Annotated in this window: 20 protein-coding genes; 9 read left to right on the forward strand and 11 right to left on the reverse strand. The window is 72.9% G+C overall.

The annotated features are described in order from the left end of the window. Window positions 1–41: 41 nt before the first annotated feature. Window positions 42–1,085 carry a histone deacetylase family protein gene (locus ETAA1_RS00225; protein ID WP_202920549.1) on the reverse strand — a complete coding sequence of 348 codons (1,044 nt, stop codon included), beginning with the start codon at window positions 1,083–1,085 and terminating at the stop codon, window positions 42–44. 60 nt (window positions 1,086–1,145) lie between these two features. Between ETAA1_RS00225 and ETAA1_RS00230 the strand changes: the two genes are divergently transcribed. Then, on the forward strand, window positions 1,146–1,574 hold the full coding sequence (locus tag ETAA1_RS00230; protein WP_145233250.1) for a response regulator: 429 nt from the start codon (window positions 1,146–1,148) through the stop codon (window positions 1,572–1,574). Between the two features lie 114 nt (window positions 1,575–1,688). Next, window positions 1,689–2,879, forward strand: coding sequence for a class I SAM-dependent rRNA methyltransferase (locus ETAA1_RS00235; RefSeq protein WP_145233252.1), 1,191 nt, complete (start codon window positions 1,689–1,691; stop codon window positions 2,877–2,879). Between the two features lie 88 nt (window positions 2,880–2,967). Here the strand turns inward: ETAA1_RS00235 and ETAA1_RS00240 are convergent, their stop codons facing one another. From ETAA1_RS00240 to ETAA1_RS00260, 5 genes are all read right to left on the reverse strand, one after another. Next, the gene (locus ETAA1_RS00240; protein ID WP_145233254.1) at window positions 2,968–4,629 is read right to left on the reverse strand and encodes a WD40 repeat domain-containing protein; all 1,662 of its coding nucleotides are present in this window, start codon (window positions 4,627–4,629) and stop codon (window positions 2,968–2,970) included. A 260-nt stretch (window positions 4,630–4,889) separates the two neighbouring features. Continuing rightward, window positions 4,890–5,291, reverse strand: coding sequence for a cytochrome c (locus ETAA1_RS00245; RefSeq protein ID WP_145233256.1), 402 nt, complete (start codon window positions 5,289–5,291; stop codon window positions 4,890–4,892). A gap of 135 nt (window positions 5,292–5,426) precedes the next feature. After that, window positions 5,427–6,101, reverse strand: a complete 675-nt coding sequence (locus ETAA1_RS00250) for a dioxygenase family protein (RefSeq protein ID WP_145233258.1) — start codon at window positions 6,099–6,101, stop codon at window positions 5,427–5,429. Between the two features lie 200 nt (window positions 6,102–6,301). Then, complete coding sequence (locus ETAA1_RS00255; protein ID WP_145233260.1) at window positions 6,302–7,300, reverse strand: hypothetical protein; 999 nt, start codon at window positions 7,298–7,300, stop codon at window positions 6,302–6,304. A gap of 184 nt (window positions 7,301–7,484) precedes the next feature. Further along, the gene (locus ETAA1_RS00260) at window positions 7,485–7,994 is read right to left on the reverse strand and encodes an NUDIX hydrolase (protein ID WP_145233262.1); all 510 of its coding nucleotides are present in this window, start codon (window positions 7,992–7,994) and stop codon (window positions 7,485–7,487) included. Window positions 7,995–8,277: 283 nt separating this feature from the next. Between ETAA1_RS00260 and ETAA1_RS00265 the strand changes: the two genes are divergently transcribed. Both ETAA1_RS00265 and ETAA1_RS31305 read left to right on the forward strand, forming a co-directional pair. Further along, a complete protein-coding gene (locus ETAA1_RS00265) occupies window positions 8,278–9,225 on the forward strand; it encodes a DUF1559 domain-containing protein (RefSeq protein WP_145244519.1) in 948 nt (315 codons plus the stop codon). A 16-nt stretch (window positions 9,226–9,241) separates the two neighbouring features. Further along, the gene (locus ETAA1_RS31305) at window positions 9,242–9,406 is read left to right on the forward strand and encodes a hypothetical protein (protein WP_202920550.1); all 165 of its coding nucleotides are present in this window, start codon (window positions 9,242–9,244) and stop codon (window positions 9,404–9,406) included. A gap of 52 nt (window positions 9,407–9,458) precedes the next feature. Here the strand turns inward: ETAA1_RS31305 and ETAA1_RS31310 are convergent, their stop codons facing one another. The 3 genes from ETAA1_RS31310 to ETAA1_RS00285 form a co-directional block, all read right to left on the reverse strand. Further along, complete coding sequence (locus tag ETAA1_RS31310) at window positions 9,459–15,290, reverse strand: hypothetical protein (protein ID WP_202920551.1); 5,832 nt, start codon at window positions 15,288–15,290, stop codon at window positions 9,459–9,461. A 92-nt stretch (window positions 15,291–15,382) separates the two neighbouring features. Then, the gene (locus ETAA1_RS00280; protein ID WP_145233267.1) at window positions 15,383–15,817 is read right to left on the reverse strand and encodes a hypothetical protein; all 435 of its coding nucleotides are present in this window, start codon (window positions 15,815–15,817) and stop codon (window positions 15,383–15,385) included. Window positions 15,818–16,340: 523 nt separating this feature from the next. Continuing rightward, window positions 16,341–16,898, reverse strand: coding sequence for a hypothetical protein (locus ETAA1_RS00285; protein WP_145233278.1), 558 nt, complete (start codon window positions 16,896–16,898; stop codon window positions 16,341–16,343). Between the two features lie 619 nt (window positions 16,899–17,517). On the opposite strand from ETAA1_RS00285, the gene ETAA1_RS00290 reads away from it, so the two are divergent. From ETAA1_RS00290 to ETAA1_RS00310, 5 genes are all read left to right on the forward strand, one after another. After that, on the forward strand, window positions 17,518–19,503 hold the full coding sequence (locus ETAA1_RS00290) for an ammonium transporter (RefSeq protein ID WP_202920552.1): 1,986 nt from the start codon (window positions 17,518–17,520) through the stop codon (window positions 19,501–19,503). 77 nt (window positions 19,504–19,580) lie between these two features. Then, the gene (locus tag ETAA1_RS00295) at window positions 19,581–19,934 is read left to right on the forward strand and encodes a P-II family nitrogen regulator (RefSeq protein ID WP_145233280.1); all 354 of its coding nucleotides are present in this window, start codon (window positions 19,581–19,583) and stop codon (window positions 19,932–19,934) included. Between the two features lie 91 nt (window positions 19,935–20,025). Beyond that, complete coding sequence (locus tag ETAA1_RS00300) at window positions 20,026–22,323, forward strand: BatA domain-containing protein (RefSeq protein ID WP_145233282.1); 2,298 nt, start codon at window positions 20,026–20,028, stop codon at window positions 22,321–22,323. Between the two features lie 73 nt (window positions 22,324–22,396). Then, the gene (locus ETAA1_RS00305; protein ID WP_145233283.1) at window positions 22,397–22,825 is read left to right on the forward strand and encodes a hypothetical protein; all 429 of its coding nucleotides are present in this window, start codon (window positions 22,397–22,399) and stop codon (window positions 22,823–22,825) included. A 51-nt stretch (window positions 22,826–22,876) separates the two neighbouring features. After that, entirely contained in the window at window positions 22,877–23,533 is a 657-nt protein-coding gene (locus ETAA1_RS00310) for an RraA family protein (RefSeq protein WP_145233285.1), read from the forward strand. Between the two features lie 113 nt (window positions 23,534–23,646). Here ETAA1_RS00310 and ETAA1_RS00315 read toward each other — a convergent pair whose 3' ends face one another. Both ETAA1_RS00315 and ETAA1_RS00320 read right to left on the reverse strand, forming a co-directional pair. Then, on the reverse strand, window positions 23,647–24,045 hold the full coding sequence (locus ETAA1_RS00315; protein ID WP_145233287.1) for a four helix bundle protein: 399 nt from the start codon (window positions 24,043–24,045) through the stop codon (window positions 23,647–23,649). Between the two features lie 65 nt (window positions 24,046–24,110). Next, on the reverse strand, window positions 24,111–25,574 hold the full coding sequence (locus tag ETAA1_RS00320; protein ID WP_145233288.1) for a M81 family metallopeptidase: 1,464 nt from the start codon (window positions 25,572–25,574) through the stop codon (window positions 24,111–24,113). Window positions 25,575–25,633 lie beyond the last annotated feature (59 nt).

Raw genomic sequence — 25,633 nt, forward strand, 5'->3', positions numbered from 1 at the left:
AAGTTCTTTGTGACACAAAGTACACTCCGGGTGGGCGGGCGTCAAGGGGGGACTGCCGCGCCTCGGCTCACTTCGTCGCCCAGCGCCGCCAGGAACGCCGCGGCGCAGGCGCCCACCGTCGCCAGGTCGTAGCCGCCCTCCTGCGTCACCACCGCCGGCACGCCCAGCGCCCGCACCGCCGCCCCCAACTCCGCGAAGTACGCCGTCGGCAGGCGCATCCCGCCGATCGGGTCGGCCTCGTGCGCGTCCGCCCCGAACGCCACCACTACCGCCGCTGGCCGGTGCCGCCCCACCCGCTCCAGCGCCGCCGCCACCGCCGGCCGATACCCGTCCACCCCCGTCCCCGGCGGCAGCGGCAGGTTCAGGTTGAAGCCCAGCCCGCGGCCGGTGCCGGTCTCGTCGGCGAAGCCACTGAAGTACGGGAACAGCCCCGCCGGGTCGCCGTGGACGGACACCGTCAGCACGTCCGGCGAGTCGTAGAAGAGGTGCTGCGTGCCGTTGCCGTGGTGGACGTCGATGTCCAGTACCGCGACGGGGCCGAGGTCGAGGAGCAGGTCGGCGGCGAGGGCGGCGTTGTTGAGGAAGCTGTACCCGCCGCAGCGGCCGCGCTCGGCGTGGTGGCCCGGCGGCCGCGTCAAGGCGTAGGCCACCCGCGTTTCACCCGCGGCGACCAGCTCGGCAGCGCGGTAGGTGGCCGCCGCCCCGCCGAGCGCCGCGGCCCAGGTGCCGGCCGTGATCGCGGTAAAGGTGTCGAAGCAGTACGCACCCCGGCGCGCCGCCTCGCCGCGCGGCTCGCCCGGCGCGAACGGGAAGACCGACGGCATCACCCACCCGCCGCCGCCCGCGAGCGCCGCCGACGTGTCGCGCAGGTGGGCGACGTAGCCCGCGTCGTGCAGGCCGGTCAGCACGTCAACTGACAGCGCCGGCGCGTCCTCGAAGGCGAAGCCGCCGTGCGCCGCGAGCGCGGCGCGGACGGCGTCGAAGCGGCCGGGCACCTCCCACGGCGGCACGACGGCGCCGTTGTCCACCTCGTGCGGTGGCACGTGGGCGGCGTAGTTCGGGTTGCAGATCACGCGCACGCCCACGCCGCACCCCCGTTCCCCGCCGCGGGCCTATAATACCGATTCGTCCCGCCCGAGGTGGTCATGCCGCGCGTCCTGATTGTTGACGACAGCCAGCCGAACGCCGAGCTGCTGGAGGCGCACCTCGACGGCTCCGGCCTGGACACCCGCATCGCCCCCGACGGCGAGTCGGCCCTCGCGGCGGCGCGCGACTGGCAGCCGGACGTGATCCTGCTCGACGTGATGATGCCGCGGCTGAGCGGGTTCGAGGTGTGCGAGCGGCTCCGCGCCGACGCCGCCACGCGGTCCGTCGGCGTGCTGATGGTAACGGCCCTGGACCAGCCGGCCGACATCGAGCGCGCCGTGGCCGTCGGCACCGACGACTTCATCACGAAGCCGATCAACAAGACCGAGCTGCTGATCCGCGTCCGCGCCCTGCTCGACGCCCGCAAGCAGAGCACCGACACCGACCGCGCCCTGGCGTACATGGGGCGGGTGCAGCTGGGCGTTTAAACCCCGTTCGGAAACATGAAGGGGTGAAGGGGTGAGGGGGTGAAGGGGTGACGGAGCGGGTGGTTCTTCTCACCCCTTCACCCCCTCACCCCCTCACCCCTTCATTGCGACACTATGAACGTCGGACGAGTCACACTGAAGGCACGCAGGGCGGAACCCTTCTTCGGCCGCCACCCCTGGGTCTACGCCGGCGCCATCGACAAGGTCGAGGGCGACCCCGCCGACGGCGCCGAGGTGGAAGTCTTCTCGGCGGCGAACAACTTCGTCGCCCGCGGGCTGTTCAACAGCCAGAGCAAAATCCACGTCCGCCTCTACAGCTGGGAGCCCGGCGTCGAGCTCAACGCCGACTTCTTCCGCGGCCGCATCGAGCGCGCCGTCAGCCTGCGCCACGACGTGCTGAAGCTCGGCGTACCCAACGCCGGCTACCGCGTCGTGTTCAGCGAGGCGGACTACCTCTCGGGCATGGTCGTGGACCGCTACGCCGACTGGCTCGCCGTGCAGTTCACGTCGCTGGGGTTGGGCCAGCGCCGCCACATGATCGCCGACGTGCTGCGCGACGTGCTCCAGCCGCGCGGCATTTACCTCCGCACCGAGAAGGGCATCGGCCGGCTCGAAGGCGTGGAGCTGCACGACGAGCTCCTGTGGGGCGAGGCGCCGCCGGCGGACCTGACCATCGAGGAGAACGGCCTGAAATTCCTGGTGAATCTCGCGGAGGGGCAGAAGACCGGCTACTACCTCGACCAGCGCGACAACCGCGCCGCGGTGGCCCGGCTGTGCGTCGGCAGGCGGGTGCTGGACGCCTTCTGCTACAGCGGCGGGTTCGGCCTGTACGCGGCGAAGGCCGGCGCCTCGGAAGTGCTCGGCCTCGACTCGTCGGCGCCGGCGCTGGAGCTGGCCCGCCGCAACGCGATCACGAACGGCCTGCCGCAGGCGACTTTCCAGAAGGGCGACGTGTTCGGCACCCTCGACGACCTGGCGCAGGCCGGCCGCAAGTTCGACGTGGTGGTGCTCGACCCGCCGAAGTTCGCCCGCAACCGCGCCGCGCTGCCGGACGCGATCAAGGGCTACCGCCGGCTGCACAGCCTGGCGATGAAGCTGCTGGACCGCGACGGCATCCTCGTGTCGTGCTGCTGCACCGGCCTCATCACGATGACGGACCTGGAGGAGCTGGTGGCGCAGGTGGCGGTGTCGGCGGGCCGCGACGCGCAAATCCTGGAGCGCCGCGGCCCGAGCCCGGACCACCCGGTGGCGGTGACGTGCCGCGAGTCGGGCTACCTGAAGTGCATCGTCTCGCGGGTGTGGTGAGGTGTGGCGAGCGGCCCGCGTCAGCGGGCTGTTGCTAGCGCGTCGAAGTGCGAAGGAACAGCCCGCTGACGCGGGCCGCTCGCCGTCCTCATCGCCCCTCTAGCCACCACAGCTCCACGCCCTTCCCGTCGGACACCATCAGCACGTCGGCCCGCGGCCCGTAGGCGATCACCCGCTCGCCGAGGCGGAACGACTCGAACACCTTCGCCCGCGTCGGCAGGTTCCACACCGCGACCGCCCCCGCCGCGTCGGCCACGGCCAGCTCGCCGCCGCACGGGCTGAACGCCAGCTGCCTCACCGCCGCTGACCCCACCTTCAGCGGGAACGGCGCCGCCCCCCCGGCCGGCCACACGCCCACCACGCCGGCGTCGTCGCCCGTGGCGAAGTCGGGCCACGTCGGCCCCACGGCCCACGCCCGCACCGGCGCCCGGTGCAGCCGCGGCGTCGGAGCACCCCCCTTCGGCGGCGGCGGGCGGGTGACGACCGTGCCGTCCGGCGTGCCGTACAGCAGCTTCCCGGCCGGGTGCCAGGCCAGGAATGTGACCCCCGGCGCGGGCACGTCCTGCCACGGGCCGGCGGGGATCGTCTCGTCCTTCGGCGTGCTGGTGACGACGCCCTGCTTGACCCGCGCCGCCGGCGGGTCCGTCAGCAGCGCCAGCGGCGCGTAGCGGACCGTCAGCTTGTCGCCGCGCACCGCGGCGAACCGCTCCCGGTTCGGCTCCGGCAGCGCCGCCGCCGGCGCGCCGGGGACGAGCAGCGTCAGCCGCGGCGCGCGGGCGGCGGCCACTGACAGCCCGCTGTCACCGGCGAGGAACACGTGGTCGCCGCCGAACGTGATGCGGCGGACCGGGCCGAGGCCACGCGGGCCGACGCGCGGCGGCTCGAACGTCGGCTGGTCGAGCCGCCACGCCCACGTGGTGCCGTCGGCGTAGCCGACCATTGTTTCGCTGCCGTCCGGCGTCACGGCCAGCGCGGTGACCGCGGCGGGGCCGTCGGGCAGCCGCGTGGTGCCGTCGCGCGTCATCAGGTCGAAGTAGCTCGGCGGCTCGGTCGGCGTCGGCGGCGCGGGCGGCGGCTCGACCGGCGGCAGCTCCACGGGTGGCGGCGCCAGCGGGGGTTCGACCGGCGGCGGCGGTCGCTGGGTCAGGTAAAGCGCCACGCCGCCGACGAACGCCGCACCGACGAGTACGAGCACGAGCAGCGCCGCGGCCGGGCGGAGCCAGACGGGCCGGCGGCGGACAGGGACATCGGGGACGGGGCGGGTGCCGGCCAGGAACGCGGCCGTGTCGGCGGTCAGCTGTGGCGTCGGGAGGAGGAGGGCGAGCGGCCCGCCGGGGAGGCTGAGGCGGAGCGCGCGGCCGGCGGCGACGGCGACGGTGCCGACGGGGGCGAACACCAGCGGCCGGTTCGCCTCGCGCTCGACGAACAGGCCGAACGGCGTGAACACGGCGGTGACGCGGCCGCGGAGCGGGTGCGCGCCGCCGACCGCGGCCGGCACCTTGACCGGCGGCGGCAACTCGACCGTGGCCGGGCCGGCCGTCGAGATCGGCTCGCACTCGTCAAGAGAGATGGGCTCGTCGGCCGGCGGGTCGTCGGCGACGGTGGCGGCGAAGACGCGGTAGGCGTCGTCGGCGGCGGCCGCGCGGAGGCGGGTGCGGCACTTCGAGCAGCGCGACCGGCCGGGGTCGGTGCCGGCCGGCACCCGGACGCGCCGGCGGCAGCCGGGGCAGCGGAGCGTGTCGGCGGTCATGCGCCGATTGTACCAGGGCGGCGCGGCCCGCGCCGCACGCTGCGGGACGACTTCTGAATGCGGAGTGCTTTCGGGGCGGCGGGCGGTAGGTCGCCGCCGGCGGTGTACGCGGCGCGCCGGGCGACCGCGGCGAGGAGCAACCGGCGCACGCCGGGCGGCCCCCGGGGTGGGAGTGTGTTGACGACACCCCCCCGCCCCTGTGGCCGCATCCGGGTGGCCGCGGCGCCGGGTTCGAACCCGGCGCCGCGGCCACCCGCCGGTCACTTCTTGTGGGCGTCGTGGCAGGTCTTGCACGACCCGGTGAACGTCTTCAGCGCGGCCCCGAACGCCTCGCCGTCCTTGGCCTGGGCCGCCTTGTTCACCGCCGCGGTCTGCTCGCAGAAGCGCTTGGTCAGCGTCTCCCACGACTTGGCGTCCCCCTTCGGGCACGGCGCCTTCGTCAGGGCCACCCCGCAGTCGGCCATCTTCTTGGCGTAGTCCTGGGCCTCGGCCCAGTTCGCGGCCTTGACCGCCCCCGCGCACTTGGCGCAGAACCCGGTCTTACCGGCCACCGCCTTCATCACGTCCTTGGCGGCCGGCCCCTTCTCGTCGGCCATCGAGCCGGACAGGGTCATCACCAGCGCCGCCAGCGCGGCCGCAGCCGCACCGAACCACCGAGCCATCGACGGGCCTCCGGGCACGAGGTCTGGAATCGCGGCGCGGGTGCGCCGCGGCCGCCGAGAGTAACCCGGGCCGCGGCGCGAGGAAATGGGGAATTTCGATAATCGGATCGGAAAGTCCGGAAAAGTCCACCCGGCTCACCCGGCGGGCGTCTGCCCCAGCACGATGACGAAGTTGGCGTTCAGCTCGCCGGTCCGCGAGTTGGGCACGGGCACGAAGTCCACCTCGACCGCCGCCTTGGTCGCCGGCGTGCGGCTCACCGAGCGGAAGATGCCGTCGCGGTCGTTGCCGGCGTGGTTCTTGATGTACAGCTGCGTCACCAGCAGCTCGCGGCGGCCCTGCTTCACCTTCACGTGGATGTGCGGCGTCCGCCCCGGGTACGGCACCGGCTTGATGGTGCGGAAGTAGTAGTCGCCGGTGCTGCCCGTCAGGAACCGGCCGAAGCCCTGAAAGTTCTTGTCCTGCTGGTCCTGCTTGCTGCCGCTGTCGCCGGTGTGGAGGTACACGCCGCGGGCGTCGCACTGCCAGATTTCCACCAGCGCGTTGCGGACCGGGTTCCCCTTCGGGTCCAGGACGCGGCCGGTCAGGTGGGTGATCTCGCCGACCGCGGGCGTCATGTTGTCGTTGAGGACGAGCAGGTCGTTGTCGGTGTCGAGCGGCAGGCGGTTGGGGTAGAACGGGCCTTCGGTCTGCGGCGGGGTGGGGGTGCGGGCCACTTCCTGGGCGAACGCCCCGGGGACGGTCCAGAACGGCAGCGTGGCCGCGGACGCGAGGAACCGGCGGCGGTCGGCGGTGGTGAGGCGCGGAAGCATCGGCGGCTCCTGGCGGGCGGACGGGCGACGGGAAAGGAAACGGCCCGGCGCCGCGCCCGGCGACACCGGCGGGGGCAGTGTAGGAGTCGGGCGACAGGAGTCAGGGGACGGGGAGCATGGCGACCGGGAACGCAACAGGCCCGAGGGTGTGCCCTCGGGCCTGACCACGCGTCCTGTCGTCCGCCTCCTGTCCCGTTCCGCTACCGCCGCGGCTGCGGGCCGCTCTGGCGGACCATCACGTCCTGCGCCCGCCGCTGGAACTTCGACATCTGCTCCCGCAGGCTGGCGTCGCCGCGCTGCAGCAGGTCGAGCTCGTGCTGGATCTCGGCGCTCAGCCGCTTCAGCTCCGTCTCCTGCCGCGCCAGGATGGCCCGCTCGCGGGCCATGCCGATCTCCATCTCGCGCATCTGCGTCTCGAGCGCCTCCTCGTCCTCGCGCAGCTGCCGCCGCTCGTCGTCGATCCGGCGGCGGTCCTGCGTCAGCTTGGCGTTCTCCTTCTCCAGCTCGTCGCCCCACTCCTCCAGCTCGGACCGCGTCTTGGGCACCGGCGGCGGCGGGGCCAGCTCGCCGCGGGAGATTTTGTCCTCCACGTCGGCCAGCTGGATCGCCAGCTCCTCGACCTGGGCGTCCTTCTCGGCCAGCGCCGCCTCGTACTCTTTTTGCTTCGTGGTGAAGTCCTGCTCGGCCCCGCTGGCCTCCTGGAGGAGCTGCTTCATTTCCTCCAGCAGCGACCGCAGTTCCTTGTTCTCGGAGCGGAGGCGGTGGATCTCGGCGAGCGGCGAGTCGTCGACCGGGACGCCGCCGCCGCGCGCGGCGGCCATGCCGCTGCCGGACGGCGGCTCGGCGAGGCCGGCGAGGTGGCTGAGGGCGCCGGCGATGGCGCTGGCCGGGTCGACGGCGGCGCGGCCGGGGACCGGCGTGCGGCGGTTGACCGGCGTGGGCATCGGCGCGGCCGGCGCCGGCCGCGCCGCGGGGACGGGGATGGAGCCCGACTTGCCGCCGGGCATCCGGAGCCGGGCGAGCAGGTCGGCGCCGCTGCTGGTGGACCACGACCCGGACGCGGTGGCGGCGGGTATGTCGGCGATGTTGAAGTCGGGGGACGCGGCCCCGGCGACCGGCGGCGGGGTGGACGCGAGCAGCCGGCGGCGCAGCTCGGCCGCGGACAGCGACGGTTCCGCGGGGGTGTTCGGGTCGGCCATGAGCACGGGACTCCGGAAGCCGGCCGGGGCGCGGGCCGGGGCGGAACGGTCCTTCAGTTGTAACCTCAACAACCGTAGGTTGCGGGGGGGGTAAGTCAAATCAAAACCCGCGCTCGCGGCCCGGCCAACCCGCCCACCCCGTGCGACCGGTAAAACCGGTCCGGCCCCGGCCCGCCGCGGAGCCCTACAGCAGTCGCAGCGACTCGGCGATGGACGGGAACGCCACCTCGTCGGCGGTCACGTCGGCCGGGCGGCGCCACTCGATGCCGGCGACGCCGTCGAGCGCCTGCGCCGCCTCCGGGGCGACGGCACGGGCGGTGAACACCAGGTCGAGCACCGGGTACGTCACGTCGCGGTAGTGGTAGCGGTTCGGGAACGACGTGAGGTACGCGACGCCCTCGACCTCCAGCCCCACCTCCTCCCGAATCTCGCGGCGGAGGGCGGCGTCGGCGGTCTCGCCGGGGTCGACGAACCCGCCGGGGATGGCGAGCTTCCCCTTCGCCGGTTCGCGGTCGCGGCGGATGAGGAGGGTGCGGCCGGCGGCGTCGAACACCCACGCGGCGGCGGCGACGGTGGGGTTGAAGAACAGGACGAGGCCGCAAGCGTCGCAGCGGAGCGGAACGGCGCCGGCGTTGTCGGCGGGGCGCGGGGCGCCGCAGCGCGGGCAGAAGCGGAACAGGTCGGCGGGGAGCATCACAGCCTCGGGCCGGGCGCGGGCGTCCACCCCCCTGTCTTACAACCGCTCCCGTGACGCCATCAACTGCACAGCCTGGCTACGAATTGGGCAGGCCCCACGGCCGACCGCGAGAATTCCGTTTCAACTACGAACAATTTCAAGTTTAAGCGACCGGCCTGATTGATGTTGCGAAAAGTGACGCGGCGATGAGTGCCGGCCTCGTCCGGCACCCGTGTTGCGTTACCGGCCGCCGCCCTCCCCCGCCCAGTTTCACATCCCGCTTGCGTTCGAGGCTGAATTGATGAGACGACGTGGCTTTACCCTGATCGAGTTGTTGGTCGTCATCGCGATCATCGCCATCCTGATCGGACTGTTGCTACCCGCGGTGCAGAAGGTGCGAGAGGCGGCCGCCCGGGCGCGGTGCCAGAACAACCTGAAGCAGATCGGCCTGGCCCTCCACAACTACCACTCGGCCCACCAGAAGTTCCCCGCCGGCACGAACCCCGGCACGTTCGCCGGCCCGAACGTGTACCTGCTGTCGTACGTCGAGCAGGACGCGATCGCGGCGCTGATCCCGAGCCTGCTCACGGCCGACCCGTTCGGCGCGTACAACGCGAACAAGCCGACGGTGTTCGTGTGCCCGTCCGAGACGGAGCGGGGCGAGTCGGCGGTGTTCGGGTACTCCAGCTACAAGTTCAACTCCGGCAGCTGGAATCAGATCAACGGCTGGGACGGCGTGTTCGGGATGCGGCTGGTGAGCGAGGGCTCGCCGTCCGTCGCCGCCACCGAGATCCGCGTCGGCGACCTCATTGATGGGTCGTCGAACACCGCGGCCGCGGCCGAGACCGGGAACTACCCCCAGGCCGGCGGCCCGAACAACAAGCTCGGCGACTGCTTCGAGGCGGGGAGCGTGACGGCGACGACGCTGCCGGCGGCCCGGGCGGCGTTCCTGGCGCTGAACTGGCAGACGGCGTCGCTGGCCGGCGGCGGCTGGCGCGGCCGCGGCTACCCGTGGGCCGAGGGCTCGATGTGGCGGGGGCTGTACAACCACCTGCTGCCGCCGAACAGCCCGTGCTGGCGGCCCGGCGCCTACGGCCGGATGGTGGCCCCGGTGCAGAGCCGCCACACCGGCGGCGCGAACGTGGTGATGGCCGACGGGGCCGTCCGGTTCGTCAACGACGCCATCGACGCCGACACCTGGACCGCCGCCGGCACCCGCAACGGCGGCGAGACCCTCACCCTCCCGTAACCCGGAGCACCGAGCAATGAAGCGGTTGATCGTGGCGTTCGTGCTGGCCGCGGTGTGCGGGTGCGGCGGGGGCGACAAGGAGCTCCCGACGACGACCGACCCGGACGCGATCAAGCGGGAACAGGAGCGGCTCCGGGGCGGCCCCGGCGTGCCGGCCGCCAAGCAGAAGGCGGCGAAGTAGTCTTGCGGTAAGTGATCGGAGCCGGCCCCGTGAGGGGCCGGCTCCGGCGTTGTCACCGCACCGCCGGCGCGACGCGCTGCCACGTCGCCCACAGCCTCGCCCCTACCGTGCCGACCTCCGCCGCCAGCCGCGCCACCGTCCGCCGGTAGGCCCGACCCGCACCCGCCGGCACGTCCTTCGCCGCACACGCCGCCGCCGCCGTCTTCAGGTGGTCCTTCGCCTCCGCGAACGCCGCCGCCTTCCCGCCCGGGCCGGCGCGCAACAGCATCAGCACCGCCTCCGCCAGCGTCAGCACGAGCCGCGGGCCGTCACCGAGCGTCGGCAGATCGACCCGCGCGATCTGGCCCTCCGCGTCCTCGGCCTGGCCGCTGAGCGCCAGGTCGACGGCGAGCCAGACGCGGAACTCGGCCAGCAGTTCCTCGGGGCCGCCGAGGCGGACCGCGGCACGGCACACGTCCAGCGCCTTGTCGTCCTGGTCGAGAGCCCGGTACGCCGCCGCCAGCGGCCGCAGCATCCACGGCTCCAGGGCGTCGCGCTCGCGGTAGTCGGCGAGCCACGCCGCCGCCAGCGCCGTGTGCCCGGCCGCGGCCAGCGCCGCGCCGGCCCGCGCCCACGCGGAGTCGTCCGGCCGCAGCACGTCGCTGTAGCGCTGCACCACCGCCTGGACCGGCTTCCCCGCCTCGGCCAGCGCCCACACGTAGGCCAGCACCAGCTCGCGGCCGGCGTCCGGGTTCCGCGCCAGCAACTCGGCCACGCGGTCCGCGACTTCTTCCAGCGAGCCCGCGGCGGCGGCGCGCTCGGCCCACAGCCCGGCCAGCGCCGGGTTCGCGTCCTCGACGAACGCCAGCTCCTTCAGCTCGCTCGTGAGGCGGGCGCCCCACCCTTCCGCGTCGAACGTCTGGATCGCCTCGCGGATCACTCCGCGGCCGGCGTCGGGGTCGGCGGCCAGCGCGTGGAACTGGCCGACCGCCGCGTCCGCGTCGCCCTGCCGGCCGGCGACCTGCACCGCCCGCAGCTTCACGACGGGGCCGTCGGCGTGCTCGCGCAGCCCGGCCAGCGTGCGGGCCGCGCCGCCGGTGTCGCCGGTGGCCAGCTGTTCGGTGATGAGGTTGAGCCCGGCCACCTCGAAGCTCGGGTCGAGCTCGAAGGCGCGGGCGAAGTCGGCGGCGGCGCCGCGGCGGTCGCCGAGGTTCCGCTTCGCCTCGCCGCGGTAGACGTGCGCCACCGGGTTGTGCGGCTCCAGCTTCACGTACTGGTCGCTCGCTTCGAGGCACTCGCGGTAGCGGCCGGCGGCGTCGAACCAGCCGGCGAGCTGCCGCCAGCCGAGCACGAACGACGGGTCTTCGGCCACGAGCGCCCGCATCTGCGAAATCGCCCGGCCGCGGTCGCCGCGCTTCCCCTCGACCCAGGCCGCGCGGGCGCGCATCTCGCGCGGCGGCGGGTCGCCGAGCTCGGGGTTCGTACACACGGCCAGCGCCTCGTCGTAGCGCTCGGCGGCGACCAGCTGCTCGGCCTTGCTGTCGTGGCCGGGTATGAACCGCGGGTACGCCTTGATGACGGCGTCGGCGGCGCGGATGCGGTCGCCGGGGTCGGCGGTCTGGCCGTCGGGCGAGTCGATCCAGAAGATCGGCGCCCACGGGTGGAACGGGCCGCCGTTCTGCCACGACTCGCGCAGCACCCGGTGCGCCCGCTCCTCCCACCCGGCCGACCGCATCTCGCTCAGCCCGGCCTGGATCGGGAACGGCGACTGCCCCGGCCCCTCGCACACCTCGGCGAACGCCCGCCCCGCCGCCTCGGGGTCGTTCGTCTTCGCCGCGAGCTGGATCTGCTTCACCGCCACTTCCGGCCCGGCGAGGTGCTCCTGCAGCACGGCCAGCACCTGCCGCGCCTCCCGGTACTCCTCGTCGGCCAGGTGGGCGTCGAACAGGATGGCGGCGGCGGGCGAGTACGCGGCGGCGGTCGCCAGCGCCTCGCGCAGGTCGTCCTTGCCGCCGTCGCGGTCGCCGGTCTGCAGCTTCGCCTCGCCGCGCAGGGTCATCGACACGGGGTGGCCCGGCTGCAGCTTCACCAGCTCGGAGGCGGCTTCGAGGTAGCTGTCGGCGCGGCCGGTCTCGTTGTACCAGTCGGCGAGCTGGTGCCAGCCCCACACGTACTTGGGGTCCACGGCCACGAGCGCCTGCATGGGCGGGATGGCGGCGGCGTAGTTGCCGCGCTTCGCCTCCACCCACGCGGCACGCCCTTGCAGCACGAACGGCAGGTCTGCCACGAGCGCCGGCGGCTGGGCGGCGGCGAGGGCGTCGTCGTAGCGGCCCATCTCGGCGAGGCGCTCGGCGCGCAGGTCGTGGGCCTCGACGTTGCGCGGGTCGAGCGCCGTCACCTTGTCGAGCGCCGCGAGCACTTCCTCGTTGTGCCGCGGGTGGTTCAGGACGCGTACGAGCCGCAGCCAGACGCGCGGGTCGCCGGGGCGCTCCTTCGCCAGCTCGCGGCCGGTCTCGGCGGCCTCGTCGGGCACTTCGAGCCGGTCGGCCCACAGCTGAATCGCGTGCCACGCCCAGTCGTAGCCGGGCTCGTGGCGCACGGCGAGCATGGCGCGGTCGAGCGCCTCGCGGCTCTCGCCGGCCTCCCACAGCCATTCCGCGAGGAAGCCGTGGGCCAGCGGGTCGGTCGGCGACCGCAGCACGTTCCGCCGCAGCACGCGGATCGCCTCGGCGTTGTCGTCCGCGTCGTCGAGTGCTTCCGCCAGCTCGCGCGCTGCCGGCGACCAGCCGGGCACGGCGGCGACGGCCTGGCGCAGCGCGTCGAGGCGGCCGTCGGCGTCGCCCTTGGCGTGGCACACCTGGGCGCGGTCGAACCACAGCTTGCCGAGGAGGGGGAACCGGGCCGTGGCCTCGCGGGCCAGCTCGTTCGCCTCTTCGAGCCGGTTCAGCGCCGCCATCTGCTGAATGACCACCGACCACGCCTGCCACAGGTCCGGCCGCGCGTCCAGCAGGTCTTCCAGCGTTTCGAGCAGCTCCGAATGCTCCTCGGGGTCGCCGAACGCCTGGTGGGCCTGCGACACGTACGCGACCAGCCCCTCGCCGGTGTGCGGCTGGCGGCGCAGCTCGGCGAGCACGAAGTCGAGCGCGTCGCGGCGGGCGTCGCGGCCGCGGGCGCCGCCGACGAGCTCGCCGATCAGCGCCTCCTGGTCGACGTTCTGGCGGAGCCCCGCGCGGAGGGCGTCGGCCGCCTCGTCGGGCCGGTCGGCGCGGCGGTGGACCTGCGCGATCACGCCGTAGAACCACGGGTGCCCCGGCTCGAACTCGGCCGACTTCTCGGCCACGGCGAGCGCTTCGTCGTGCCGCTTGCGGTCGGAGAGGATGAGCGCCCGCTGGCGCAGCGCCCAGCCGTCGGCGGGGGCGTCGGCGAGCATGTCCGTCAGGATGGCGTCGGCGTCGGCGTCCGGGTCGCCGGACAGGAACTCGGCGCGGAGCTTGAGCAGCGGGTGGAAGTGCGGGAAGCGCTGCGTCGCCTGCGCCAGGTGCGTGCGCGCCGCGGCGCGGCCGTCGGCCTCGGCGAGAACCGCGGTGGCGGCGCGGTGGGCTTCGATCGACAGCGGCTCGTACTTCAGCACCTCCAGCGCGTGGGCGCCGGCGGCGGCGAGGTCGGGCTTGGTGCGGGCGACGCGGCCGGCGGCGCGGTGCCAGGTGGCCGGCGGCGTGAGCGGGCGGGCGGCGGCGAGGTCGGCGTCGGCCTCGGGGACGCGGTCGGCGGCGGCGTGGCACTCGGCGCGGAACAGCAGCAGCTCGGCGCGGGCGCGGGCCGCCGGCGCCGCCGCTTGCCCCTCCAGCTTCTTGATCGCCCCGTCGAGCGCCGCCTGCGCCTGCTCGGGCTCGTCGCGGTCGAGCAGCGCGTGGTACAGCGCCCGCGTCGCCGCCGGCGACGGCACCGCGGCGCGGCCGGCGCGCTGCTGGAACAGCCGCATGGCTTCGGGCACCTGCTCGGTGGCGCGGGCGGCCTTCACGTAGGCTTCGGCGAACGGCTCCTCGCGCTCCTCCAGCGTCACCGCGAACCGGTACACCTCCGCCGCCTCGTCGAACCGCCGCTGCTCCCACCACTGCGTCGCCAGCAGGAAGTACCCCGACGCCGCCGCCGGCCGCACCCGCACGCTGCGGCGCAACAGCCGGTCGGCGTCGGCCTGGCGGTGCGGCAGCGGCAGCAGCACCTGCGCCAGCGACTGCATCACCAGCGCCTCGGCGTCGCCGCGGGTGCCCTCCGCCTCCAGCAGCGCCAGCCGGTCGGCGTGGCGGTACAGCTCGCGGAGTGTGTTCGCCTTCCCGATCACGAACGTGGCGTCGTGCGGGAAGCGCGTCAGCAGCTGGTCGTAGGCGGCGAGCAGCTTCACCGGGTTGGCGTCGTACCGGGCCAGGGCCAGCTCGGCGAGCACGGTGAGGCGGTGGCCGGGGAACGTGGCGCACATCAGCACGAACGCCTCGACCGCGGCCGGGCGGTCGTGCGTCAGCAGCGGCCGCTGCACGGCGTACAGCGCGTCGTAGGCGGCGGCGTCGGGCAGGTCCAGGCCGTCGAGGCGGGCCGCCTCCGCCTGCGGCACCAGCGCCAGGCACCGCGGACCGGCGGACGCGAAGCGCTCCAGCAGCGGGCCGACGGGCGCCTCGGTCGGCCGGCGGTCGCCGGGCTCGGCGAGGAAGACGGTGTGCTTCAGCGCGTCGGCGCCGACGACGAGCCGGGCCTGCGAGAAGCCGGCCTCGACGAGCGTGAGCACGAACGGCACGCCGCGCTGAATCAGGGCGACGGCGGCGTCGGCGCTGAGGGTGAACTCGCGGGTGGCCCAGCCGGCGGCGCGGGCGCGCTCGGCGGCGTCGGGCAGGCCGTCCGGGGTCGGCGGCGCGTCGGCGGGCGCGTTCGGGAGCGGGTGGTTCCAGTGGGCGGCGAGCAGGTCGTAGGGCGTGGGCGGGGTGGTGTCGTACTTCAGGTTCAACGGGAGCACGGTGCGCTGGACGATGGGGCGCTCGGCCGTTTCGAGCCGTTCGGCAAAGCCGGTGAACACCTTCTCGCCGACGGCCCGCGCGTGCGTCGCGGCCATCGGGATGTCTCCCAGGAGGTAGAACGCCTCCGCCCGCCGCGCCGCCAGCCACTTCGCCACGTCCGGCTCGATCAGCGGCGACAGCTCGGCGTACCGCTCCAGCGACCGCGCCGCGTCGGCGTGGCGGCCCAGGTCGGTCTGCAGCGCCGCCAGTTGCGCCACCACCAGACCGCTTTCGAGGTGCGTCACCGCTTCCGTCAGGAAGTCCAGCGCCTCGGCGTCGCGGCCCTGCTTGATGAGGACGTGCGCCACCGCCTGCACGCCGGGCCGGAACCACGGCGACAGCTCCAGCGACCGCCGGGCCGCGGCCAGCGCGTCCGCCGGGCGGTCGGCGAGGTCGTAGGCGCCGGCGCGCTCCACGGCCGGCCACGGGCGGTCGGGCGTGACGAGCTCGGCGCGGTTGAACCAGCGCTCGGCGCGGTCGAAGTCCTTGAGGCGCGCCGCGGTGAAGCCGGCGAGTGCCAGCCAGTCGGCGTGCAGCTCGGGCGGGGCGTCGGACCAGTCCATGTGCTCGCGCATGAACCGCCACGCGGCGAGCGGCCCGAACGCGTCGAGCCGGTAGCGGGCGTGATAATACACCGCCTCGGGGTAGCCCGGCGTGGCGCGGTAGGCGGCGAGGTGGAGCTTGCGGCCGAGCTCGGGGGCGCCGAGCTGGATGGCGAGGCGGCCGCCGATGAGGCGGGCGGAGGTGCCCTGCCACCCGCGCACCGGCCCGACCGCGGCCGCCACGTCGTGCGCCTGCCGGTACTTCCCGGCGGCGTACAGCTCGCGGAGGTGGGCCAGTTGGGTGGGGGTTGGGTCCATCAGGGGAAGTCTTCGGGAGTCGTTGGGAGTCTTCGGGAGTGGCGGAGTTCGGAGTCCGGAAGGGTTTTACTCCTCCACCCCCGACGACTCCTCTACTGCGTTTCCGCGGGTGCCGCGTCCGCAATGGGACTGATCTGGTTGATGATCCCGCCGAGCTGGTTCACCTTCACGCCGTAGCGGTCCAGGAAGTCGGACAGCACGAAGTCGTCGGCCAGGTCGTCGCCCAGATCCTTCACCTTGTCCGTCAGGTCCGAGAGCAGCGCCAGGTAGGCCCGCTCCAGCGCCGGCAGCGACTGCTTGCACGCCGGGCCGACGTGCGGGAACTCGTCGGCCCACTTCGCCAGGAAGGCCCGGCAGCGGCTCACGTTGTCGCCGGCGGCCTGCTGCTGCTTCAGGAGCGCGACCTGCTCGCGCTGCAGGTCGATCGACTGCCGCAGCAGGTCGGCGATCTCGGCCCCCGGGAACGGCGACTCGGGGATCTGCACCGGGCCGGCGGGCGTGACGTACAGCGGCGCGTTGGCGTTCATGGCGGCTCGGGCGGTGCGGGCGCTGCAGGGCACCGCGAATTATACGACCCGCACGCCGCGCGCGACCGGTGGAATCGGCCCGGAAATGCGGCGAGCCGACCGGCTGGGGGGCCGGTCGGCTCGCAGGGGGAAGGAAGTCTACCGGCCCGAAGGGGACGCCCGTGTGTTGGGGGAGGGCGTCGGGGGGTTATCGGTCCGGGTTGGTCTCGCGGCTGGGAACCCGCTCGACCCGTCAACCGTTCTGGGGGAGACCGGTTTGACGGAGGAAAACTAAAGCAGTGCCCGTGCCGCGCGGGCGGCGCCGGTCGGCAGCGCGGGCGTAAGTGCTGACGGGAACAGAGGAAGAAAAAAGCAAACGGCGGGCGGCACGGGTCTAATCTGGGGCGGGCTTGCAAAAAGGTGTCACGCGATTGCAAAAGCTACCGGGTAAGGATTACCCCTCTCGGAAATGACGAATGACGAATGACGAATGACGGAACTGCTGGTCGTCATTCGTCATTCGTCATTCGTCATTCGTCATTTCTCACCGCGCTGCCTGGAACCGCCACGCCGGCACGTGCGGCGGCAGGTCGGTCGCCACGTAGGCCGGGTCGCCGAGCGCGTCACGGAGCCGCTTCAGCGCCTGCCGGCGGACCGTCACGTAGTAGAACTCGCAGCGCGCGTCGCGGACCGCGTCCCACACCTTGTACAGCCGGTCCGTCTCGGCCAGCGCCACGCCGATCACGTCGGCGCGGTCGGCCTCCCACGCCTGCCGCGCCTCCAGGTGCTGGCGGTACGTGCGGTTGAACTGGATCAGCTGGTTCACCGACTCGCGCAGTGGCAGGCGGTCGGCGTCGGCCAGGGGCGGGGCGTCGCGCAGGTCGGCGTGGCGGCGGCGCAGGAGGTCCAGGTCGGTCTCGAAGTCTTCGAGCCGGGTCAGCACGTAGCGCGTCTCGCGCTCGTCGAGGATTTCCAGCCGCAGGGCGGTGGTGTGGAGTGCCTGCTGCATCGCCGGCCACTGCTCGGGCGGCGGCGGCACCTCGGGGGTGCCGGCGGGGGCGGACAACAGCGCAGCAGCGACGATCAGGTCGTAGGCGGTCATGTCGGCGCTCCGGGCCGGCTGTCCCCGCGGGAACGGGGGCAATGCCGGCGTGAAAAATCGGAACGACGGATCGGGGAGTCGCGGGCGGCCGACGGAGGGGAGAACTGTGGTCGGCCCGTGCCTCGGCGGTCCGGCGGCGCCCCACGGCCCGGAAGAATTCCGGGCACGGGGGGTTGCCACTCAGGGCGGGAACCCATAGCCGGGTGCCCGCCGCAAAGCCAGGGCATCTGCGATGCCGCGCCCGGGGGCCGGAGCCGCGGTCGGAGGTCCGGTCGGGCGTTACAACCGGACATCGGTCGCGCGGGACGGAAAGTTGCGGGAAAATGGCGCGGGAAGTTCGGTTGCCGCTGCCCGCGATTTGGGCACCGGATTGGATCGTTTTCGGGCGCCGCGCTGCGTCTCACACCATTGCCCGCTTTTCGAGCACGCACCGGGGCATGTCTGCCACGAATCTCATCACCCGATTGCGCTTAAACGCCCGGTCCGTACTCGAAATCGCTGCCGAAGTGCCTGTTTTGCTAGCAGTTGCTGAACCCGTAGCATTTTCCCCAGCCTGCCGGCATCGACGTTGCCTTGAGAGTGGGCCGTCGAATTCCTACCCGCGCAGGAGACGCCTGTGTTGCGCCTCGCTCTCTCCGCCCTCACGGCGGTCGTCCTCGGTTTGGCGCTCGCGCCGGCCGGTCTGGCCCAGGAGCCCGGCAAAAAGGCCGAGCCCGACCCGACCAAGACGCCGGCGATGATGGCCGACGTGAAGGCCGCCGAGAAGGCGGGCGTCGACGCCGGCGCCTCCGCCACCACCGCCGCCCACAAGTATTCCGACATCAGCTGGATGCTCGTCTCCTGTGCGTTGGTCATGCTCATGATGCCCGGCCTGGCGCTCTTCTACGGCGGCATGGCCCGCCGCAAGAACGTCCTCGGCACGATGATGCACACGATGGTGGCGCTGGCCCTCGTCGGCGTGCAGTGGGTCGTCATCGGCTACGCCCTCGCGTTCGGCGCCCCGCTCAAGAAGATGAGCATCAGCAGCGACGCCGACGGCAAGCCGATCGAGGGGAGCGTCGTCGGCTTCAGCAAGGAGCTGATGTTCCTCCCGTGGACCAGCGCGGTCCCGGTCACCGAGGAGCAGGTCGCCAAGGAAAACCCGGGCCTGACCGGTGAAGACCTGACGAAGGCGACCGCCGAGCGGAACAAGTTCAACGCCTTCCCGAACACCAACCTGCCGCTGTACCTGCACGCCATGTTCCAGGGCATGTTCGCCATCATCACGGTGGCGCTCGTGTCGGGGGCGTTCGCCGAGCGCGTCAAGTTCGGCGCCTACCTCGTGTTCGCCCTCGTGTGGACCACGGTCGTGTACGACCCGCTCGCCCACATGGTGTGGTCGTTCGAGTGGTCGCCGGCCGCGAAGGTGGACATCGCCGGCACCGGCAAGCCGGCCGGCGAGGCGATGATCTTCCCGGCCGCGGGGCTCCTCGGCGTCAACGGCGCCATCGACTTCGCCGGCGGCACCGTGGTTCACATCGCCGCCGGGTTCTCGGGCCTCGCCGCGGTGCTCCTGCTCCGCCGCCGCGTCGGCTACGGCAAGCAGACGTTCCACCCGAACAGCATGGTGCTCACGCTCCTCGGGGCCGGCATGCTGTGGTTCGGGTGGTTCGGCTTCAACGGCGGTTCCGCCCTGTACTCGAACGGCCAGGCCATCTCGGCGTTCACCGTGACGCAGGTCGCGGCGGCCGCGGCCGGCCTGTCGTGGACGCTGACCGAGTGGCTGCTGAAGGGGAAGCCGACGGCCCTCGGGCTGGCGTCGGGCATGGTGGCCGGGCTGGTGGCGATCACGCCGGCCAGCGGGTTCGTGGCGCCGGGCGGGGCGCTGGTCATCGGCCTGGTGGCCGGGGCCGCGTGCTACGGGGCCGTGCTGCTCAAGGGCGTCCTCGGCTACGACGACTCGCTCGACGCGTTCGGCGTCCACGGCGTCGGCGGGCTCATCGGGGCGATCCTCACCGGCATCTTCGTGAGCCTCCCGCTGTGGGCCTACGGCGCCGAGATGCCCGAGGGCGCGTTCCCCGGCAAGACGGACGTCGAGGGGACGACGGTGACCTACAACATGTCGTCGCAGCTGGCGTGGCAGATCAAGGCGTCGCTGATCTCGGCCGTGTACGCCTTCGTGGCCACCGGCGTGATCGTGCTGGTGATCGACAAGACGATCGGGTTCACGGTGACCGCGAAGGACGAGACGATCGGCCTGGACCTGTCGCAGCACGGCGAGGTCGGGTTCGACTACGGCGGCGGCGGCCTGGAGGAGTCCACCGGGGCCATGCTGCCCGAGCCGAAGGCCGCGCTCACCCCGCCGAACGGGCCGCTGTCGAAGCGGTTCACGGTGACCGTGGAGGGGGCCGACCCGGCGACGCTGGTGAAGGCGTGGACGGCCATGTGTCAGCCCGGCGAGACGCCGCCGAGCCCGTCGTTCAAGGCCGTGTACCCCTACTTCACGACGATGACCGGGAACAAGTTCCGCTTCCGCGGCGGCGACCCGGTGGCCCTGCGGAACGAGCTGCAGAAGCTCCTGAGCGCCGCGCTGAAGGCGCCGGTCAAGACCACGGTCGAGAGCTGATGTGATGACCGAGGCCCACCCGCCGCGGCGGGTGGGCCTCTCGGCTTTCCCCCAACACTCACACACACAGCGAGCCCATGAAACTGATTGTCGCGATCATCCGCCCGGAGAAGCTGGAGGACGTCCAGCGGGCGCTGGCCGAGCGGGACGTGTACCTGATGACCGTCAGCGACGTCCGCGGGTGCGGCCGGCAGCGCGGGTACACCGAGGTGTACCGCGGGGCCGAGGTCACCGTGCGGCTGATCCCGAAGCTGAAGCTGGAGATCGCCGTGAACGAGCCGTTCGTGGAGGCGGCGATCGAGGCGATCGTCGGCGCCGCCCGGACCGGCGACACCGGCACCGTCGGCGACGGCAAGATCTTCGTGTTCCCGATGGACGACGCCGTCCGCATCCGCACCGGCGAGCGCGGCACCACCGCCATCGGGCCGTGACCGCGCGGGGCTCGGGGCTTCGCCGCTTGCGGCGTAGCGCCCCCGGCGCTACGCCGCAAGCGGCGAAGCCCCGAGCCGGTACAATCCCCTCATGCACCCGATCCTGATCGTGGGGGCCGCCCTCGTCGGCCTCCCCGTGCTGCTGCACCTCATCATGAAGCAGGAGCCCAAGCGGCTCCCCTTCCCCGCGTTCCGGTTCCTCCAGCAGAAGCTCAAGACCAACCAGCGCAAGCTCCGCCTCCGCCACTTCCTGCTGCTCGCGCTGCGGATGCTCCTCATCGCCCTGTTCGCCGTCACCCTCTACCAGCCCACCGTCCTCAGCACCGGGTTCGTCAACCTGTCCGGCGACCAGCCCGTCGCCGCGGTGCTGGTCGTCGACACCAGCCCGAGCATGGGCTACGCCGACGGCGAGGGAAAGACGCGCCTCGAAGAAGCCGCCCGCCGCGCCGGCGAGCTGCTGAGTTCGCTGCCCGACAACTCGCGCGTCGCGGTCGTCGAGTCCGGCGACGCCACCGGCAACTGGCTTCAAAGCACCGCCGACGCCCGCACCCGGTTGCGCGAGCTCGCCGAGCGCGGCAAGAAGGCCGCCGCCACCGGCGCCCCCGCCGGCCCCAGCCGGCCCGTCACCGGCGGCGTCGGCACGGCGTACCAGCTGCTCGGCACCGTCGACGCGGAGAGCGAAGGGAGCGGCCCGTACCAGAAGCTCGTCGCCGTGTTCACCGACCGCGCCGCCGCGTCGTGGGACGCCGCCCGCGCCGACGACCTGAAGAAGACCCGCGACGCCTTCCCCGAGCCGAAGCCGGCGCACGCCGTCGTGGACGTGGGCGTCGAAACGCCGACGAACGTGGCGCTGCTGGCCGCGGGCATGACCGAGGGCAAGGCGCAGGTCGTGCCCGCCGGGCCGCCGGTGAGCCTGACCGTCACCGTCGGCGTCGTCGGCCCCGACGACCTGACCGTGCCGGTGAACGCCGTCCTCGGCGACGCCAAGCCGGTGCGCAAGGAGGTGGCCGTGCCGCGCGGGCAGACGCGGACCGTGGCGTTCGAATTCCGCGACCTGAAACCCGGCCTGCACCAAGTCAAGTTCGAGCTGCCGACGAAGGACGCGCTCGCCGCCGACAACGTGCGGTACGTCACGTTCCGCGCCGCCGAGCCGCGGCGCGTGCTGACCATCGCCACCGACCCCGAGGACGCCGCGTTCTGGAACCTCGCCGTGAACGAGGGGAAGGAGTTCGCCAACGAGACGCTCACGCCGCAACAGCTCGGCGGGAAGGAGCTGGCGGCGTTCGAGGCGGTCACGCTGTTCGGCGTCGCCAACCCCGCCGAGCCGGCCGACGACCCGCTGTGGCCGAAGCTGCTCCGCTACGTCGAGGGCGGCGGCAAGCTGCTGATCATCCCCGGCGGTCCCGAGCGGATGGGCGACCGCGCCGGCTACGACCCCACGAAGGTCGAGGCGGCGAACAAGCTGCTGCCGGGCGCGTTCAAGCGCTTCATCGACACCGCCGAGGAGTTCGAGGAGCCGAAGGACGCGAAGTCCAAGAACCGCCGCAGGGGCGTGACGTGGGACATCTTCGCCGGCGCCGACGACCGCGCCTTCTCGCACCCGCTGCTGGCGCCGCTGCGGCAGTGGCGGCAGACGGGGAACGTGGACATCTTCCGCGCCCCGCGCCGTACGAGCGGGTACTGGGAGGTCGAGCCGCTGCCGGAGGGCGTGGTGGTGGTGCGGTACGACGACGCCGACGACCCGAAGGCGCGCCGCCCGGCGGTGCTGGAGCGCGGCCGCGGCGGCAGCAAGGGCAAGGTGATCCAGCTGACCAGCCCGATGGACACGGGCACGCTGTTCAACGACTACTGGGACTACCAGAACTCGTGGACGGTGGTGTTCCCCGCGCTGCTGCTCCGCTCCGCGGCCGGCAGCCGCGACGACGAGCGGTTCAACTTCGACACGGGCGCGTCGGTGCGGCTCCCAGTGGGGAAGCTGGTGGCCGGCCGGCCGGGGAATCTGGTGCTGGACGGCCCCGGCGTCGCGGTGAGCGAGGCGGCGGTGAAGCTGACGGAGAAGCAGGTAGACGTGACGATCGCCCCGCCGCGGACGAACCTGCCGGGGAACTTCTCGCTGACCGGCCCGAACCCCGACTGGCGCGAGGGCTTTTCGCTGAACGTGCCGGCCGACGAGAGCACGCTGGACAAGGTGCCGGTGGAGGGGATCGAGGACGTGACCGGCGCCGGGAGCGTGGTGCAGGTCGGCCGCGACGTGGACCTGAAGAAGGTGTTCGAGGGCACGGACACGCTGCGGGCGCCGGTCGAGCTGTTCCCGTGGCTGCTGATCCTGCTGCTGCTGCTGCTGGCGGCCGAGGGGCTGGTGGCGAACCGGTTCTACCGCCGCAAGTGACTGCCGCGGGTGGCGTTGACGCCCGCACGGCCGTCGGGGTACGGTTGCCGCGTCCCCGACCCGGAGGTGCCCCGTGCGCGCCCGCCTGCTGATCGTGCCGCTCCTGTTCGCCGCCGCGGCCGGCGCGGCCCACACGCAGCCCCCCTCGTCGCCGCCGGCCGTCGTTTCGCTACCCCCCGTTCCGCCGAGCGCGCCGGCCCTGGCGCCGAGCGTGCCGCAGCCGCTGCTGGTGGGCGCGGCCGAGGAGAAGTCGCTGGAGCGGATGCTGGACCAGCTGGAGGGGCTGCGCGCCCGCAAGGCGGACCTGGAGAAGCAGGAGCAGGAGCTGATGAAGGACATCCGCAAGCTGCTGGACCGGCAGGACGAGCGGGTCAAGCGGTTGGGCGTGGTAGCGGCGCCGCCGGTCGTCCCGGCGCCGCCGCCGAGTGTGCCCGCCGCGCCGCCGCTGGTCGTGCCGAGCGGCGCCGGCCTGCCGCCGTTCCCGCTGCCGAAGAAGAGCTAGCGGCTCGCCCGGCGGGGCGTAGTGTAACCGCCCCGCGCCGCGAGACCCGCCATGCCCCACCCCCGCCCCCTCGCCTGGGCCGACCGCCTCGGCCGGCTCTACACCCCCGTCGTCGCCGACGTGCTGGACAAGCTCGGCTTCCGCAACCAGAGCCTCCACCCGCGCGTCCGCCCGCTGTGGCCGGAGGCGAAGGCCGCCGGCTACGCGCTGACCGTGCAGACGTGCCCGGCCCGCGACATCGCCCCCGCCCACCCCTACGCCGGCGAACTGGCCGCGGTGGACGCGCTCGCCGCCGGCGACGTGCTGGTCGTGAGCGAGTCCGGGTGCAGCTTCTGGGGCGAGCTGCTGAGCACGGCGGCGAAGTACCGCGGCTGCCGCGGCGTGGTGCTCGACGGCCCGACGCGGGATTCGCTGGCGATCCGCGACATGGGCTTTCCGGTGTTCCACCACGGCTTCCACCCGGCGGACAGCCTGGGCCGGCTGGACGTGGTGGGCCACAACCTTCCGATCGTGTGCGGCGGCGTGCTGATCCACCCGGGCGACCTGGTGCTGGCCGACCACGACGGCGTGGTGGCGGTGCCGCTGGGCGCGGCCGAGGAGACGCTCCGGCTCGCGGAGGAGAAGGTGAGCGGCGAGAACCTGGTGCGCAAGGCGCTCGCGGGCGGCATGACGACGACGGAGGCGTTCGCCAAGTTCGGGATTCTGTGAGTGGTCAGTTGTAATTTGAAATTGGCAATTTGGCTGACGAGCGGAGCGGCCCCAAGAAATCAGTCTTGGGGCCGCTCCGCTCGTCAGCCAAATTGCCACTGACCAATTTCAAATTACTGCACGGGGGGCGGTGTCGGGGTGGCGGGCTTGGCGCCGCGGCCGATCGACTTCAGGTAGGCGTTCAGCTTTGGGGCGAGTTCGTCGAGAAGCGGCTTGAGCCGCGCGGTCTGCTCGTCCGTCAGGAGCTTTCGCTTGAACGCCCGGCGGAGCCAGTGCTGGGTCTCGTACAGCGACCCCCGGGCGATTCGCACGAAGCGCCGGTTGTCGGCGAAGCTCCCCCGGCCGTACCCCTCGGCGATGTTGGCCCCGACGCTGTCGATCGCCCGGACCAGTTGCTCCCCGACCGTGTTCCGGTCGAGCCGGTCCCACGGCACGACGACTTCATGAACCGCGTCGGCGAGTTCCTCAGCCAACTGGTACACCCGCAACTCCAAAAACCTCGCCTTCGCCATCCCGTGACCCTCCGCCGGCGACCCGACGCCTCGACGCCTCGAAGCCAACTGCCAACGGACCAATTTCAACTGACATCCAAAGGGTACATCGGCCGGCGGATGCGCGTGTACGTGAACCGCGCCGGGTTGATCGCCGTCAGGCCCGGCGTGTCCACCTCGATCACCTCGCCGGCGATCGGCGCGTACGCCGCCTTGTACGCCACCGCCGCCTTCACCACGATGGCGCTCGCCCCGCGCGGGTCGATGCCCAAACTCGTCAGCTGACCCAGGCTGAACGGCGGCGTCCGCAGCGACGTCAGCACCACCAGGCTGCCGTCGCCGAGGTCGAGCACGGCGGCGTGGCCCTGGTCGTTCTGGCGGCGGCCGCCGTGCCGCGCCTCGGTTTCGACCCACTTCCCCTCGTGCAGCGACCGCACCACGCCGCGCACCGTCACCGGCGGGCCGTGCATGCCGTCGGTGCCGCCGAGCGGGCCGTCCAGCACCCCGCCGACGCCGACCGCCTTCGCCACCCGCACCGCCTCCGGGGCGTACAGCGCCACGATGAAGCCCTTCGCCCGCTGCTTCATCAGCTCCGCCAGCAGCACCGTGCCGTCGCCGGCCGAGCCGCCGCCGATGTTGTCACCGAGATCGACGAGCAGCACCGGATGCTGCTGCGACGCCACGGCACGGGCAACCGCCTCGGCCGGCGTCGGGCACGGCACGTTCAGCTGCTCGCGGACGTTCCACATCGCCGCGGCCAGCTCGTCGGCGACCGCCTTCGCCTTGGCCCGGTCGCCGTCGGCGACGACGATCACGCTCGGCCCCATCTCGGGCACGTCGGCGTAGGGGAAGCCGGCCATCACGCTCACTGACAGTACCTGCGGCGCCCGCTCTGCCTCGCGCGCCATCCGCATCAGCAGCGCCATCGGCTCGCGGGCCGTGTCCTGGCCGAGCAGGTTGAGAATCAGCGGCGGCTTGGCGACGTGGACGACCGGCTTGACCTCCCCCTTCACGGCCCGCGCCAGCAGCTGCGCCGCCAGCCGGCCGCGGGCGCGCTGGTCGACGTGCGGGTACGTCTGGTAGCCGACGAGGACGTTCGCCGTCTCCGCCATCTGCGGCGAGACGTTGCCGTGGAAGTCGAGCGACGCCGCGATCGGCACGTTCGGCCCGACCGCGGCGCGGAGGCGGCGCAGAATCTCGGCGTCGGCGTCGGGGTACGTCGGCGTGACCATCGCGCCGTGCAGCGCGACCAGTACGCCGTCGGGCTGCGCCATCCGCACGCCGGTGACGAGCGCGTCCGAAACGTGCTCGAACAGCGCGTCGGCGACCGGCCCGGACGGCGTAGCCCACGCCATCGCCAGCGGCACCACGTCGAAGCCGTACGTCTCGGCGCCTTCGAGGAAGCCGCCGACCTCGTGGTGCGCCTCGCGCCACACCGGCACCAGCGCGGCGCCGTAGGTCAGGCTCCCCTCGCGGAAGCGGTCGAGGTCGGCCGCCGACCGGGAGAAGGTATTCGACTCGTGCATGAACCCGCCGACCGCGATCCGCATATCCGTCACTCCTGGGGAGAAGCCTTCCACCGAACCCGACCGGTCGGCCGGTGTCAATC

The organism is Urbifossiella limnaea (assembly GCF_007747215.1).
Taxonomy (GTDB): Bacteria; Planctomycetota; Planctomycetia; order Gemmatales; family Gemmataceae; genus Urbifossiella; species Urbifossiella limnaea.

Excerpts from the sequence above, each read along its gene's own strand:
- ETAA1_RS00280 (WP_145233267.1), bottom strand. The coding sequence starts at position 15,817 with ATGAACGCCAACGCGCCGCTGTACGTCACGCCCGCCGGCCCGGTGCAG.
- ETAA1_RS00235 (WP_145233252.1), top strand. The coding sequence starts at position 1,689 with ATGAACGTCGGACGAGTCACACTGAAGGCACGCAGGGCGGAACCCTTC.
- ETAA1_RS00300 (WP_145233282.1), top strand. The coding sequence starts at position 20,026 with ATGCACCCGATCCTGATCGTGGGGGCCGCCCTCGTCGGCCTCCCCGTG.
- ETAA1_RS31310 (WP_202920551.1), bottom strand. The coding sequence starts at position 15,290 with ATGGACCCAACCCCCACCCAACTGGCCCACCTCCGCGAGCTGTACGCC.
- ETAA1_RS00315 (WP_145233287.1), bottom strand. The coding sequence starts at position 24,045 with ATGGCGAAGGCGAGGTTTTTGGAGTTGCGGGTGTACCAGTTGGCTGAG.
- ETAA1_RS00245 (WP_145233256.1), bottom strand. The coding sequence starts at position 5,291 with ATGGCTCGGTGGTTCGGTGCGGCTGCGGCCGCGCTGGCGGCGCTGGTG.
- ETAA1_RS00320 (WP_145233288.1), bottom strand. The coding sequence starts at position 25,574 with ATGCGGATCGCGGTCGGCGGGTTCATGCACGAGTCGAATACCTTCTCC.
- ETAA1_RS00230 (WP_145233250.1), top strand. The coding sequence starts at position 1,146 with ATGCCGCGCGTCCTGATTGTTGACGACAGCCAGCCGAACGCCGAGCTG.
- ETAA1_RS00310 (WP_145233285.1), top strand. The coding sequence starts at position 22,877 with ATGCCCCACCCCCGCCCCCTCGCCTGGGCCGACCGCCTCGGCCGGCTC.
- ETAA1_RS00240 (WP_145233254.1), bottom strand. The coding sequence starts at position 4,629 with ATGACCGCCGACACGCTCCGCTGCCCCGGCTGCCGCCGGCGCGTCCGG.
- ETAA1_RS00260 (WP_145233262.1), bottom strand. The coding sequence starts at position 7,994 with ATGCTCCCCGCCGACCTGTTCCGCTTCTGCCCGCGCTGCGGCGCCCCG.
- ETAA1_RS00295 (WP_145233280.1), top strand. The coding sequence starts at position 19,581 with ATGAAACTGATTGTCGCGATCATCCGCCCGGAGAAGCTGGAGGACGTC.
- ETAA1_RS00265 (WP_145244519.1), top strand. The coding sequence starts at position 8,278 with ATGAGACGACGTGGCTTTACCCTGATCGAGTTGTTGGTCGTCATCGCG.
- ETAA1_RS00255 (WP_145233260.1), bottom strand. The coding sequence starts at position 7,300 with ATGGCCGACCCGAACACCCCCGCGGAACCGTCGCTGTCCGCGGCCGAG.
- ETAA1_RS00250 (WP_145233258.1), bottom strand. The coding sequence starts at position 6,101 with ATGCTTCCGCGCCTCACCACCGCCGACCGCCGCCGGTTCCTCGCGTCC.
- ETAA1_RS31305 (WP_202920550.1), top strand. The coding sequence starts at position 9,242 with ATGAAGCGGTTGATCGTGGCGTTCGTGCTGGCCGCGGTGTGCGGGTGC.
- ETAA1_RS00285 (WP_145233278.1), bottom strand. The coding sequence starts at position 16,898 with ATGACCGCCTACGACCTGATCGTCGCTGCTGCGCTGTTGTCCGCCCCC.